Origin of the sequence: Enterobacter sp. EGD-HP1 (assembly GCF_000733275.2) — a bacterium.
Taxonomy (GTDB): domain Bacteria; phylum Pseudomonadota; class Gammaproteobacteria; order Enterobacterales; family Enterobacteriaceae; genus Enterobacter.
This window is the reverse complement of record NZ_AVOP01000037.1, coordinates 1-14265: the sequence shown is the minus strand read 5'-3', so window position 1 is coordinate 14265 and position 14265 is coordinate 1. Positions and strand designations below refer to the sequence as shown.

Genomic DNA, 14265 nt, shown 5'->3' with positions numbered 1-14265 from the left:
ATTAATTAATCGTGTAATTAATATTTGTGTAAGTGATGAATAAGATCAAGAGATACTGCGACCATGTCAGCACATAAAGACAATTCTGAACCGCGCCGCCCGGGACGTCCGCGCGGCGGGAAGCGCGTCACCGCCAGCCGCGAACAGCTGCTGGATATCGCCCTTAACCTCTTTTCCCGTCAAGGGATCGCCAACACCTCACTCAACGCCATTGCCAAAGAGGCGGGCGTCACGCCCGCGATGCTGCACTATTACTTCAACTCCCGAGAGCAGCTGCTGGATGCGATGATTGAGGAGCGTTTTCTGCCGTTACGCGAGAGGATCGGGACGATTTTCGCCGATAACCGGGATTCGCCGGTGAACGCCCTGACGGAAATGGTTAAAGTGCTGGCCGAACTGGCGGAACAGTATCCCTGGTTTGCGCCGCTGTGGATGCAGGAGGTGATTGGCGAAATGCCGGTACTGCGCACCCATCTGCAGGCGCGGTTTGGTGACGAGAAGTATCAGGCGACGCTTGCCATCCTCAAAGGCTGGCAGCAGGACGGGAAGCTAAATCAGGCGCTGGCACCGGAGCTGCTGTTTACCACCTTACTGAGCCTGGTGCTGGTGCCGTTCTCACGCATGCGCAATGACGAGAGGCTAAAATCCCTCTCGCCGGAAATCATTGTCCGTCATGCGCTTGCCGTAATCGGCACCGGGATCGGCGGTTAAAGCGCTTTCGCCAGATAGTGCCGCTGCATGCCCTCATACGGATAGTCCTGCAAAGACATCTGCAGCTGATACCCCTGTTTTTCATAGAACGGGCGCGCCTGGAAGCTGGCCGTATCCACCAGCGCGTGCTTGCAGCCTTTGCGTCGGGCTTCGTCTTCTGCGGTTTTGATAAGCTGGCTGCCGACGCCGGATCCGCGCACGGTGTCGCTGACCCACAGAAAATCAATATTCAGCCAGTCGCCTTTACGCACCCCAATTAGCCCGCCGAGCATGACGCCGTTTTCGTCACGCACGTAAACGCCAATATCCCCGCTGAAGGTCGCCAGATCTAAAAACTGCCCGTTATACGATCTCAGCCCCGTTAATAGCTCTTCTTTTTCTTCAGGCGTAACTTTTTCAGTGATGCTCAACTGCATTTTGTTCTCCTTATTTTCAGCGCAATCTGAATATCTCACAGCTTCACCTTCATAAAAACTCCTTATTTCCTCCATTGTTTAACCCTGGAAATATTCATTCAATATGTAAATAAAAAAAGCCTTTCCAATACGCACCTAAAACGTATACTGAGAACGATCATTCTCACTTTTACACGGTAGCCGACGATGAGTACGAAACTGGAAGAAAGACAAAAACAACGTCAGGACGAGATCATCATCGCCGCGCGCCGCTGCTTTCGCGCCAGCGGATTTCACGCCGCCAGCATGTCGCAGATTGCCAGCGAGGCGAAGCTTAGCGTCGGGCAAATTTACCGTTATTTCAGCAACAAAGACGCGATTATCGAAGAGATGATCCGCCGCATCATCGACTCGCGCATCGAGGAGATGCAGGGTAAAACCCTGGTGGAAGGGATGCCGCAGGCGCTCGCCTGGCGACAGACCCTCAACGAAGATGATGATGCGCTGATGCTGGAAATGTCCGCTGAGGCCACGCGCAATCCGCAGGTGGCAGCGATGCTGATCGAAGCCGAATCGCGCATGTTCGCCAACGCCTGCGCGCACCTGAAAAAGCAGTTTCCCCACCTGAGCGACGAGCATATTCGCTGCTGCGTGGAGATTACCGCCGTGATGATTGAGGGGACGATTTATCGTCGATTAACCCCCTTAAAAGTCCCGTCAGAACAATTAGAACCCCTTTATCAGGATATTTTAAATATGCTTTTCTCTGCGAAGTAATCGCATATGAATAATTAGCGGGAATAAGTAATTCCCCATTTTTACATTTCTGGCTCAGCCAGAGATGCGGTATCGCTGTGCCTTTAAATAGCCCTCCTCCCTGTTAAGCGATTAACAGGGCAGGCATCGTTCACCCTGGAAAAAGATTATGAAAACCATAACAACCTCCATCGCGGCATTACTCCTCCTGACAGGGTGCGATAATGCGCAAACATCTGCTCCCCAGCGTCCTCTTCCGGATGTGGGAATTGTCACCCTCATGAGCCAGCCGGTGTCCGTCGTCAGTGAACTGACCGGCCGCACCACGGCTGCCATGAGTGCCGAAGTGCGCCCGCAGGTGGGCGGGATTATTCAGAAGCGGCTGTTCACCGAAGGCGATACGGTCAAGGCCGGACAGGCACTGTATCAAATTGACCCTTCCAGCTACCGCGCCGCCTACGATGAAGCCTCCGCGGCGCTAAAGCAGGCGCAGGCGCTGGTACAGGCCGACTGCCAGAAAGCCCAGCGCTATGCGCAGCTGGTGAAAGACGACGGCGTGTCGCGTCAGGACGCAGAGGACGCGAAGTCCACCTGCGCACAGGATAAGGCCAGCGTTGAGTCAAAGAAGGCCGCGCAGGAGAGCGCGCGCATTAACCTCAACTGGACCACCGTTACCGCACCGATTGCCGGACGTATCGGCATCTCCTCTGTAACCCCCGGCGCGCTGGTGACCGCGCAGCAGGATACCGCGCTCGCCACCATTCGCGGGCTGGACAGTATGTACGTCGATTTAACCCGTTCCAGCGCCGATCTGCTGCGTTTACGCAAGCAAACCCTTGCCACCAATAGCGATACGCTAAGCGTGTCGTTAATCCTCGAAGACGGCAGCACCTACAGCGAGAAAGGCCGTCTGGCGTTAACCGAAGTGGCGGTGGATGAATCAACCGGCTCGGTCACCCTGCGCGCCGTCTTCCCGAACCCGCAGCATCAGCTCCTGCCGGGCATGTTCGTTCGCGCCAGAGTGGATGAAGGCGTCATGAGCGACGCGATCCTCGCCCCGCAGCAGGGCATCACCCGCGATGCCAAAGGCACCGCCACCGCGCTGGTGGTGAACGCCAGCAACAAGGTCGAGCAGCGTCAGCTGGAGACGGGCGACACCTACGGCGACAAATGGCTGGTGCTGAGCGGCCTGAAGGCGGGCGATAAGCTGATTGTGGAAGGCACCGACAAAGTGACCGCCGGGCAGGAAGTGAAAACCGAAGAGATGAAAGCCAGCGGAGGAAACGCCTGATGTTCTCCCGTTTCTTCGTGCGACGCCCGGTGTTTGCCTGGGTTATCGCCATTCTCATCATGCTCGCCGGGATGCTGGCGATCCGCACGCTGCCGGTCGCGCAATATCCGGACGTTGCCCCGCCGTCGATCAAGATCTCCGCTACCTACACCGGCGCCTCCGCGCAGACGCTGGAAAACAGCGTGACGCAGGTGATCGAGCAGCAGCTCACCGGGCTGGATAACCTGCTCTACTTCACCTCCACCAGCAGCTCGGACGGGTCGGTGAGTATTAACGTCACCTTCGAGCAGGGAACCGATCCGGATACCGCCCAGGTGCAGGTGCAGAACAAGGTTCAGCAGGCGGAATCGCGCCTGCCGACCGAGGTGCAGCAGTCCGGCATTACCGTCGAGAAATCGCAGAGCAACTTCCTGCTGATCATGGGCGTGTACGATAAAACCGACGCCGCCAGCAGCTCGGATATCGCCGACTGGCTGGTGAGCAATATGCAGGACCCGCTGGCGCGCGTGGAGGGCGTTGGCAGCCTGCAGGTGTTTGGAGCGGAATACGCGATGCGCATCTGGCTCGACCCGGCGAAGCTGGCGTCCTACTCGCTGATGCCGTCCGACGTGCAGAGCGCGATTGAAGCCCAGAACGTGCAGGTTTCCGCCGGTAAAATCGGCGCGCTGCCCTCGTCGAACGCCCAGCAGCTGACCGCCACCGTCCGCGCCCAGTCGCGCCTGCAGACGGTCGATCAGTTTAAAAATATCATCGTGAAGAGCCAGTCCAGCGGCGCGCTGGTGCGCATCAGCGACGTCGCCCGCGTGGAGATGGGCAGCGAAGATTACACCGCCACCGCGAAGCTCAACGGCCACCCGGCGGCGGGTATGGCGGTCATGCTTTCACCGGGTGCGAACGCGCTCAACACTGCCACGGCGGTGAAAGACAAGATTGCCGAGTTCAAAAAGTCGATGCCGGAAGGCTACGACGTGGCCTACCCGAAAGACAGCACCGAGTTCATCAAGATCTCCGTTGAGGACGTGATTCAGACCCTGTTCGAAGCCATTATCCTCGTGGTGGTGGTGATGTACCTGTTCCTGCAAAACATTCGCGCCACGCTGATCCCGGCGCTGGCGGTACCTGTCGTTCTGCTGGGCACCTTCGGCGTGCTGGCGCTGTTCGGCTACTCCATCAATACCCTGACGCTGTTTGCGATGGTGCTGGCGATTGGGCTTTTGGTGGATGACGCCATCGTGGTGGTGGAAAACGTCGAGCGTATTATGCGCGACGAGGGGCTGCCCGCCCGGGAAGCCACTGAGAAATCAATGGGCGAAATCTCCGGCGCGCTGATCGCCATCGCGCTGGTGCTCTCTGCGGTATTCCTGCCGATGGCCTTCTTTGGCGGCTCCACCGGGGTGATTTACCGTCAGTTCTCGGTCACCATCATTTCAGCGATGTTCCTCTCCGTGGTAGTGGCGTTGACCCTGACGCCCGCGCTGTGCGGCTCGATCCTGAGCCATACGGCGCCGCACAAAAAGGGTTTCTTCGGCGCGTTTAACCGCTTCTACAGCAGGACCGAGCGCGGCTATCAGAACAAGGTGCTGCGCGCTCTGCGCCGTTCCGGCGGGATGCTGGTCATCTACGCCCTGCTCTGCGGCGCGATGGGCTTCGCCATGCTTAAGCTGCCGGGCAGCTTCCTGCCGACGGAAGACCAGGGCGAAATCATGGTGCAGTACACCCTGCCAGCCGGTGCGACGACGGTGCGTACCGCCGAAGTCAGCCGCCAGGTGCGCGAATGGTTCCTCACCAAAGAGAAAGCCAACACCAACGTGATCTTCACCATCGAGGGCTTCAGCTTCAGCGGCAGCGGCCAGAACGCCGGGATGGCGTTTGTCTCCCTGAAAAACTGGTCAGAGCGTAAAGGCGATGAGAATACCGCTCAGGCCATTGCCCTTCGCGCCACGCAGGAGCTGAGCACCATCCGCGATGCGACCATCTTTGCGATGACGCCCCCGGCGGTGGACGGCCTCGGCCAGAGCAACGGCTTTACCTTTGAGCTGATGGCCAGCGGCGGCACCGACCGCGACGCGCTGCTGAAGCTGCGTAACCAGCTGATTGGTCAAGCCAACCAGGACAGTTCGCTGCACGCCGTGCGCGCCAACGATCTGCCTCAGATGCCGCAGCTTCAGGTGGATATCGACAACAACAAGGCCGTGTCGCTGGGGCTGTCCCTGAGCGACGTTACCGATACCCTCTCCAGCGCCTGGGGCGGGACCTACGTGAACGACTTTATCGATCGCGGCCGCGTGAAAAAGGTCTACATCCAGGGCGACAGCGACTATCGCGCCGTGCCGTCGGATCTCAACAAATGGTATGTGCGCGGCAGCGACAGCACCATGACTCCGTTTTCCGCCTTCGCCACCACCCGCTGGGAGTACGGCCCGGAAAGCCTGGTGCGCTACAACGGCTCGGCGGCGTATGAGATTCAGGGCGAAAACGCCAGCGGCGCGAGCTCCGGCACGGCGATGAGCAAAATGGAGCAGCTGGCAAACAGCCTGCCGTCCGGCAGCACCTGGGCGTGGAGCGGTTTGTCGTTGCAGGAAAAACTGGCGAGCGGCCAGGCGATGAGCCTCTATGCCCTCTCCATCCTGGTCGTGTTCCTGTGCCTGGCGGCGCTGTATGAGAGCTGGTCGGTGCCGATTTCGGTCATTCTAGTGATCCCGCTTGGCGTGCTGGGCGCGGCCGTCGCCGCCTCCCTGCGCGGGCTGAACAACGACGTCTATTTCCAGGTGGCGCTGCTGACCACCATCGGTCTGTCGTCGAAGAACGCCATCCTGATTGTCGAGTTTGCTGAAGCCAAAGTCGCGGAAGGGTACTCCCTGACGCGCGCCGCCCTGCGTGCCGCTCAGACGCGTCTGCGTCCGATCATCATGACCTCGCTGGCGTTTATCGCAGGGGTGACGCCGCTGGCCGTGGCAACCGGTGCAGGTGCCAACAGCCGCGTGGCGATCGGTACCGGCATTATCGGCGGGACGCTGGCCGCGACGCTGCTGGCGATCTTCTTCGTCCCCTTATTCTTTGTACTGGTGAAACGTCTGTTCTCCGGTAAACACGCGAACCGGAGGTCATAATGTTTCGTGTCACTGTATTAGCGTTAGCCCTGCTGAGCGCAGGCTGCGTGTCGTTAGACCCGACGTATCAACGCCCGGACGCCCCCGTCCCGGCAACCTTGCCCGGCGCGCACGGCGAAGCCGCCGCCGCGGTGAGCCAGTGGCAGCAGGTGATGAACGACGGGCGGCTGAAAAGCGTGGTGACGATGGCGCTGAACAGCAACCGCGACGTGCAAAAAGCGATTGCCGATATCGACGCCGCCCGTGCCCAGTACGGTGAAACGCGCTCGTCCCTGTTCCCGACGGTGGACGCCGAGCTGAGCCACACCCGCAGCCGCACGCTGGCGAGCGGCGTGGCCACCAGCGACGAAGCCAACGGCGCGGTCTCCAGCTTCGAGCTGGATCTGTTTGGACGCAACCAGAGCCTCTCCCGCGCCGCGCGTGAAACCTGGCTTGCCAGCGAATTCACCGCGCAGAACACGCGCCTGACGATGGTTAGCGAGCTGACCACGGCCTGGGTGACGCTGGCGGCGGATAACAGCAATCTGGCGCTGGCGAAGTCCACCCTGGAGAGCGCCGCAAACTCACTCAAGATTGTGAAGCGCCAGCAGGACGTGGGCGTGGCGGCCGCCACGGACGTCAGCTCGGCAATGGCGGTGTACCAGCAGGCGCGCGCCAGCGTGGCGAGCTACCGGACGCAGGTAATGCAGGACAAAAACGCCCTCAATCTGCTGGCGGGCAATACGGTGCCGGAGAACCTGCTGCCCGGCACGCTGGAGAGCCTGAACGATAACGCCATCACGCTGATCCCGGCGGGCGTCAGCTCCAGCGCGCTGCTGCGTCGCCCGGACATTCAGGAAGCGGAGCATAACCTGCTGAGCGCCAACGCCAACATCGGCGCGGCGCGCGCCAACTTCTTCCCGACCATTTCGCTGACCGCCAGCGCGGGCGTCGGCAGCGACTCGCTCTCCTCCCTGTTCAGCCACGGGATGAAGGTCTGGTCGTTCGCGCCGTCCATCACCCTGCCGCTGTTTAGCGGCGGGAACAACCTGGCGCAGCTGCGCTACGCGGAAGCGGAGAAGAAGGGGCTGATCGCCACCTACGAGAAAGCCATCCAGAGCGCGTTTAAGGACGTGGCCGACGCCCTTGCACGCCGTGAAACGCTGAGCGAGCAGCTCGACGCCCAGCGCGAATACGTGGCGGCGGAGCAAAAAACGCTGGACGTGGCGACGCGAAGCTACAGGGCGGGCGCGGGAGATTATCTGACGGTACTGACCGCGCAGCGGTCGCTGTGGTCGGCGCAGGAATCGCTGATTGCGCTGCAGCAAACCGACCTGGAAAACCGCATCACGCTGTGGCAGTCGCTGGGCGGGGGGATCCAGTAACCTTATCAGTGGGCGATTCTCACGCGCAGAAAAGAGAAAATCATACTTTCGGCTGGAATCGCTACACTGAATGTAACGATATATTTCATGGGAAGCATGTGACTTTTAAAGGGGGTTGTTGATGAAAGCTGCGCACCTGGTCTGCCTGCTGGTTTGTCTGCTCTTCGCCGCGTTTGTCCATGCTCAGGAAAAGGAGGACCCGGCGAAAGAGGCGCAAATAAAGCAGCAGGTCCTGAAAGATATTAAGAAAACCTGTACGCCACAGAAAAAGCAGAGCGATAAGGCCTGGCAGGAGATGATTTTGTCGTCCGAGGCCAATCAGCTGCTGATCAAAAACGCCATCACCGCCGTGAAGCGCGACAACCTGGACGCCTACTGGGCGGCGATTGGTCAGGTGGATTGTATGGAAGATTATTGAGAGCTGCTTGCCGGGTGGCGCTGCGCTTACCCGGCCTACCTGATCCGTTTAACGCTTACGCATGTCCGGAATAATGAGATCCCCGCGCAGCACGTACGACCCCAGCATCTGCGTTTTTTCCGTTAGCCAGCTCACAATGCGCGCCGCCATGGCGTCCATGGAATATTCAATCGCCGGGATCACCGGAATACCCGGCAAGTGCAGCGATCCGGCCAGGCTAAAGACCATAATGTCGTCCGGCACCGATTTATTAAACGCCTGCAGCTGCGGGATCACCCGCTGGGCTTCCTGCTCGTCCGCCACCAGCAGCGCGTTGAAGTTTAGCGTGCTGGCATTATTAAGCAGCTCCTGCAGCGCAACGGACGAGGAGGTGACGTCCATAAAGACCAGGTTGCGATTAAAGGGCAGGAAATTTTTCTCCAGCGCGTGCTTGTAGCCGAGCAGCACCTGGTCGGCAAAACCGCTGCCGTGCGGGTGGATCAGCGCAATCTGGCGGCGACCCTGGCTGGTGAGGTAGTTACAGGCGGTTTCGGCGGCAAAGGCGTGATCGAACTGGATGCTGTTGGAATTATCAGACTCCATGCAGTCCACCAGAATGACGTTTTCCATATCCACGTCCAGCGGGAAACGCGCGCCAATCACCAGGATATCATCACAAAGCCCGCAGGAGAGTTCTTCAAGGGCGTGCATCACTTCCGCTTTGCTGTGCGCAAAGCGCAGCAGGAGGTGTTTTTGATGCTGGCTGAGCTGTTTTTCCAGCGCGTACAGATAACCGGTGGTCTGGTTAATGTTTTCCTGCGCGCAAATGACCCCGATACAGCCCGTCGACTGGCTCAGCAGCGACTGGGCAATCACGTTAGGCCGGTAGTTCAGCTCATCCACCGCTTTCAGTACGGCCTGACGGCTGGCTTCCTTTACGCCACGCGACCCGCTCAACACTCGCGATACCGTGGCTTTAGACACCCCGGCAAGACGTGATACATCATTGATTGTCGACATCTTTTTCCCCTGACAGGCTTACCTCGTGCCTGCAAATTCCATGACCGCTTCGGCTCACATTATAGCCAGAACGGAGTATATCCGTTTCCGTTTTTCATGGAAACCGATTTTCCGTTTCCACTCAAAATGATGTCAAAACAGCCAAATTATGTGATGTACATCCGGTTAATTAGCCTCATAAGTAAGGGATCTTGATGGGTATCACACTTCTGTCTTTTATAAATGGAAACCGGTTTCCGTATAATGTCCAATCATCCTCGCAATAACTTTTTACATTTAGAGGATGGTTGTCGATGTTCAAGATTATGCTGTGCTGCTCTGCCGGGATGTCCACCAGCCTGTTGGTCAGCAAAATGGTCGATGTCGCGAAAGAACGTGGTTTGCCGGTGAAGATTGATGCGTACGGTGTTTCCGAATTTGATACGCAGTTTCCGCAATACCAGGTTGTCCTTCTCGGACCGCAAGTGAAATACATGTTACAGACACTCTCAGACAAGGCGGCGACGCAAGGCATTCCGGTCCAGCCCATCGACATGATGGACTACGGCATGCAGCGTGGCGATAAAGTACTGGACTATGCTCTGTCGCTCATCGAAGCGGCACACTAAAAGGTGTTCACATGAGTTCGTTATATCAATCCATGGTCGCGGTGATTGAGCAGTCAATTACCCCGCTGGCCGCAAAGCTGGGTCAGCAAAAGTATGTGATTGCCATCCGCGACGGCTTTACCGCCGCGCTGCCGTTTATGATCATCGGCTCGTTTATGCTGGTGTTCATTTTTCCGCCTTTCTCGGCGGATACCACCAACAGCTTCGCCCGCGGCTGGCTGGATTTCTCCCAGACCTACCGCGAGCAGCTGATGCTGCCGTTTAACCTCAGCATGGGCGTGATGACCTTCTTCATCTCGGTGGGGATAGGGGCGAGCCTGGGGCGTCAGTTCAACCTCGACCCGGTGATGTCCGGCCTGCTGGCCTTTATGGCCTTCCTGCTGGTCGCAGCACCCTATGCCGACGGCAAGATCTCCACGCAGTACCTTTCTGGTCAGGGCATCTTTACCGCGCTGATCACCGCGATTTACGCCACCCGCGTTTACGCGTGGCTGAAGCAGAACAACGTGACCATTCGCCTGCCGAAGGAAGTCCCGACCGGCGTGGCGCGTTCGTTTGAGATCCTGATCCCGGTGATGGTGGTGATCGGCACCCTGCACCCGCTGAACCTGTTTATCGAAGCGCAAACGGGAATGATTATTCCGCAGGCAATCATGCACCTGCTGGAGCCGCTGGTGTCGGCGTCTGACTCCCTGCCCGCGATTCTGCTCTCCGTGCTGCTGTGCCAGATCTTCTGGTTTGCCGGTATTCACGGCTCGCTTATCGTCACCGGCATCATGAACCCGTTCTGGATGGCAAACCTCTCGGCAAACCAGGCGGCACTGGCGGCCGGCGCGGCGCTGCCGCACGTCTACCTGCAGGGCTTCTGGGATCACTACCTGCTGATTGGCGGCGTAGGCTCCACGCTGCCGCTGGCGTTCCTGCTGCTGCGCAGCCGCGTGACCCACCTGCGCACCATCGGCAAAATGGGCGTTGTGCCAAGCTTCTTTAACATCAACGAACCGATTCTGTTCGGCGCGCCGATCATCATGAACCCGATGCTGTTCATCCCGTTCGTGTTCGTTCCGCTGGTCAACGCCTGCCTGGCGTACGGCGCAACCAAACTCGGCTGGCTGGCACAGGTTGTGTCGTTGACCCCGTGGACCACGCCTGCACCGATTGGTGCCTCGTGGGCGGCAAACTGGGCGCTGAGCCCGGTGGTGATGTGCCTGGTTTGTATGGTGATGTCGGCGCTGATGTACCTGCCGTTCCTGCGCGCCTATGAGCGTACGCTCATCAAAAACGAAGAGCAGAAAGCCCAGGCGACCGTTGGTAACGCTGAAGCCGCCAGCAATTAAGTCAAAGAGGAAGCGTCATGAAATATACATTTCCCGATAACTTCTGGTGGGGCAGCGCAAGCTCCGCTCTCCAGACCGAAGGGGCAAGAGAGGGGGAAACCACGTGGGATTACTGGTTTGCCCGCGAGCCGAACCGTTTTCACAACGGCGTGGGGCCGCAGCAGACCTCCACGTTCTATCAGCACTGGAAAACGGATATTCAGCTGTTAAAGCAGCTGAACCACAACAGCTTTCGCACCTCGATTAGCTGGGCGCGCCTGATCCCCGACGGTATCGGTGAAGTGAACCCGGAAGCGGTCGATTTTTACAATCAGGTCATTGATGAACTGAATGAACAGGGCATCACGCCGTTTATCACCCTGTTCCACTTCGACATGCCGATGGCGATGCAGGAGATCGGCGGCTGGGAAAGCCGCGACGTGGTGGACGCCTACGCCCGCTATGCGCAGATCTGCTTCGAGCTGTTTGGCGATCGCGTGCTGCACTGGTTTACCTTCAACGAGCCGATCGTGCCGGTGGAAGGCGGCTATCTTTACGATTTCCACTATCCGAACGTGGTGGATTTTCGTCGGGCGGCCACCGTGGCGTATCACACCGTGCTGGCCCATGCGAAGGCGGTGCAGGCTTACCGCGCCGGGCATTACGCGGGGGAGATTGGCATCGTGCTGAACCTGACGCCGTCATACCCGCGTTCGCAGAATCCGGCAGACGTGAAGGCGGCGCACATCACAGACCTGATGTTTAACCGCAGCTTCCTTGACCCGGTCCTGCGCGGGGAATACCCGGCGGACCTGGTGGCGCTGCTGAAATCCTACGATCAATTACCCGCCTGTAAACCGGAAGACGGTTTCCTGATTGCGGAAGGGAAAATCGACCTGCTCGGCGTGAACTACTATCAGCCGCGTCGCGTGAAGAGTCGCGACAGTGCGGTGAACCCGCAGGCGCCGTTTATGCCGGAGTGGTTCTTTGATAGCTACGAGATGCCGGGCCGCAAGATGAACCCGTACCGCGGCTGGGAAATCTACGAGCCGGGTATTTACGATATTCTGGTTAACCTGCGCGACAATTACGGCAACCCACGCTGCTTTATTTCTGAAAACGGCATGGGCGTCGAAAATGAGCAGCGCTTTATTGAAAATGGCCAGATTAACGATCAATACCGCATCGAGTTTATTTCCGAACATTTAGCCTGGCTGCATAAGGGTATTAGCGAAGGGTGCAATTGTCTTGGTTACCATATGTGGACGTTTATTGATAACTGGTCGTGGTGTAACGCGTATAAAAATCGCTACGGATTTATCCAGCTCGATTTAGAAACGCAGGAACGCACCATCAAGAAAAGCGGAGAGTGGTTTGCCGCCACCGCCTTAAATAATAGCTTTGATAAAGAGTAATGATGATGATCGCACTAGAAGAAGCCGTAATGGAAATTATCGTCAACGCCGGGCAGTCCCGCAGCCTGTGCTTTGAAGCACTGCACGCGGCGCGTCAGGGCAATATTGACGAGGCCAAAAGCCTGCTGCGCGAAGCCGACGGCTATTCGCGCCAGGCGCACAAGATGCAGACCAAACTGATCGAGCAGGATGCGGGCGAAGGACGTCAGCCGATGACGTTAATCATGGTGCACGCGCAGGATCATTTAATGAATTCCTTATTAGCGCGTGAATTATCCGAAGAAATTATTCATTTATATCAGAGATAGTCTATGGCCAAATAAATTACTGTAATACCTCTGTACCTTAAATAGAATTCCACTTGTTCTGATGATAGCGACATACTCTGTCAGATCGGAGCGGGATGGTTATTGTCTGAATAAAATTAAACTATATTGAGATAACCATGAATACGATTAAAAAACTTCCATTAACCATGGCGGTTATCGCCGCGCTTTGCCCAATTTCCGTGCTCGCACAGGAATTCACGCAGGAGCAAATCGACGCCATTGTGGCGAAAGCGGTGGATAAAGCCCTGGCCGAGCGTCAGGCCAAAATGGATGCGGCGGTCGCGAAAAAAGCGGACGTGGTGACCGAGCCGCAAAGCGCGGCACAATCTCCCGATATGGCGATACCGTTCGGGATTAAATTTACCGGCTACGCCCGCTACGGCGCGCACTTCCAGGCCGCCGATCAGAAATACGTGGCGGTGGACGGCTCCTACAACGGCGCGTCCGCCATTGGTCGTCTGGGCAACGAAGGCAACGGCGGGGAATTTCAGCTCTCCAAGGCCTTCAAGGGTGAAAACGGCGCCATCTGGGACGTTAACGTGATGATCGACCACTGGGGCGACGAAGTTAACCTGAAAAAAGCCTACGCCGGGGTGACCAACATTATGGCCTCCAATCCGAACGCCTATTTCTGGGCCGGTCGTGACTTCCACCAGCGTCCACAGCAGGGCATCAACGATTATTTCTGGATGAACCACGACGGCCAGGGCGCCGGGGTGAAGAACTTCGACATCGGCGGCGTGCAGTTCGACGTGGCCGCCGTGGCGGCGGTGGAATCCTGTAGCCCGGAAGTGATGGAAGATGAGGCCAACCCGTCGCGCATCACCTGTACCGGCGGTTCCGGCACGGGCGACAAAGGCAACTACGCCGCGACCTCAAAAATCCACGGCATGAAGCTCGGCCCGATCGACATGGAGCTGTACGCCAACTACGGCTTTGACTCCAAGGCGGTGGAGAGCGACGAACGTCTGAACGCCTGGCAGGGCGGCCTGGTGCTGAGCCACACCAACGACAGCGGCGTGAACAAGGTGATTGCCCGCTACTCCGATAACGCGGACAACAGCGTGTTCAACAAAACCGAGGATCTGACCACGGTTTACGCCAGCTTCGAAGGGCTGTACAAATTCACCCCGGCGACGCAGGTGGAGTACATCCTCGCCTTCCACGACTACGACAACAGCCGCGATAAGACCGACAACCGCAAGAACTACAACGCCATCGTGCGCCCAATGCACTGGTGGAACGACGTTCACTCCACCTGGCTGGAAGCGGGCTGGCAGCACGTGGATTACGACAACGGCGGCGACAACAAGGGCTGGAAGCTGACCCTGTCGCAGAACATGTCTATCGCCATGGGGCCGGAGTTCCGCCCGATGCTGCGCTTCTACGTGACCGGCGGCAAAGTGGATAACGCACGCACCGCGCGCGTAAACGGCACCAAAGACGAAACGCTCGACGACTTCAACGTCGGCGCGATGTGGGAGGCGTGGTTCTAGTACAGCGCCGTTTGTTTCGCCCGGCGGCGCTGCGCTTGCACGGGCCTACAAAACCTT

General features: G+C 58.1%; 13 protein-coding genes. 11 read left to right on the top strand and 2 right to left on the bottom strand.

Annotated elements, in window-relative coordinates; translation table 11 throughout:
• Positions 1-63: 63 nt before the first annotated feature.
• The gene (locus N037_RS22485) at positions 64-711 is read left to right on the top strand and encodes a TetR/AcrR family transcriptional regulator (protein WP_032643683.1); all 648 of its coding nucleotides are present in this window, start codon (positions 64-66) and stop codon (positions 709-711) included.
• Here N037_RS22485 and N037_RS22480 read toward each other — a convergent pair.
• The gene (locus N037_RS22480) at positions 708-1127 is read right to left on the bottom strand and encodes a GNAT family N-acetyltransferase (RefSeq protein WP_023333988.1); all 420 of its coding nucleotides are present in this window, start codon (positions 1125-1127) and stop codon (positions 708-710) included. The genes N037_RS22485 and N037_RS22480 overlap by 4 nt on opposite strands.
• A gap of 186 nt (positions 1128-1313) precedes the next feature.
• Here N037_RS22480 and N037_RS22475 point away from each other — a divergent pair, with 186 nt between their 5' ends.
• The 5 genes from N037_RS22475 (at position 1314) to N037_RS22455 (ending at position 8045) form a co-directional block, all read left to right on the top strand.
• On the top strand, positions 1314-1883 hold the full coding sequence (locus N037_RS22475; protein WP_023333987.1) for a TetR/AcrR family transcriptional regulator: 570 nt from the start codon (positions 1314-1316) through the stop codon (positions 1881-1883).
• 148 nt (positions 1884-2031) lie between these two features.
• On the top strand, positions 2032-3153 hold the full coding sequence (locus N037_RS22470) for an efflux RND transporter periplasmic adaptor subunit (protein WP_032643681.1): 1122 nt from the start codon (positions 2032-2034) through the stop codon (positions 3151-3153).
• Complete coding sequence (locus tag N037_RS22465) at positions 3153-6263, top strand: efflux RND transporter permease subunit (RefSeq protein ID WP_032643679.1); 3111 nt, start codon at positions 3153-3155, stop codon at positions 6261-6263. The genes N037_RS22470 and N037_RS22465 overlap by 1 nt, the downstream gene beginning before the upstream one ends.
• Positions 6263-7627: an efflux transporter outer membrane subunit gene (locus tag N037_RS22460; protein ID WP_032643677.1), complete on the top strand. Its 1365-nt coding sequence runs from the start codon at positions 6263-6265 to the stop codon at positions 7625-7627. The genes N037_RS22465 and N037_RS22460 overlap by 1 nt, the downstream gene beginning before the upstream one ends.
• Before the next feature lie 121 nt (positions 7628-7748).
• A complete protein-coding gene (locus N037_RS22455; protein ID WP_023333976.1) occupies positions 7749-8045 on the top strand; it encodes a YicS family protein in 297 nt (98 codons plus the stop codon).
• Positions 8046-8093: 48 nt separating this feature from the next.
• Here N037_RS22455 and N037_RS22450 read toward each other — a convergent pair whose 3' ends face one another.
• Complete coding sequence (locus N037_RS22450; protein ID WP_032643675.1) at positions 8094-9044, bottom strand: LacI family DNA-binding transcriptional regulator; 951 nt, start codon at positions 9042-9044, stop codon at positions 8094-8096.
• A 293-nt stretch (positions 9045-9337) separates the two neighbouring features.
• Between N037_RS22450 and N037_RS22445 the strand changes: the two genes are divergently transcribed.
• From N037_RS22445 to N037_RS22425, 5 genes are all read left to right on the top strand, one after another.
• Positions 9338-9652, top strand: a complete 315-nt coding sequence (locus N037_RS22445) for a PTS sugar transporter subunit IIB (RefSeq protein WP_023333974.1) — start codon at positions 9338-9340, stop codon at positions 9650-9652.
• Positions 9653-9663: 11 nt separating this feature from the next.
• Positions 9664-10989 carry a PTS cellobiose transporter subunit IIC gene (locus tag N037_RS22440; RefSeq protein ID WP_010426512.1) on the top strand — a complete coding sequence of 442 codons (1326 nt, stop codon included), beginning with the start codon at positions 9664-9666 and terminating at the stop codon, positions 10987-10989.
• Between the two features lie 17 nt (positions 10990-11006).
• The gene (locus N037_RS22435; protein WP_032643672.1) at positions 11007-12383 is read left to right on the top strand and encodes a glycoside hydrolase family 1 protein; all 1377 of its coding nucleotides are present in this window, start codon (positions 11007-11009) and stop codon (positions 12381-12383) included.
• Positions 12384-12388: 5 nt separating this feature from the next.
• Complete coding sequence (locus tag N037_RS22430) at positions 12389-12691, top strand: PTS lactose/cellobiose transporter subunit IIA (RefSeq protein WP_010426515.1); 303 nt, start codon at positions 12389-12391, stop codon at positions 12689-12691.
• A 137-nt stretch (positions 12692-12828) separates the two neighbouring features.
• The gene (locus tag N037_RS22425) at positions 12829-14208 is read left to right on the top strand and encodes a carbohydrate porin (protein ID WP_032643670.1); all 1380 of its coding nucleotides are present in this window, start codon (positions 12829-12831) and stop codon (positions 14206-14208) included.
• The last annotated feature ends 57 nt before the right edge of the window (positions 14209-14265 follow it).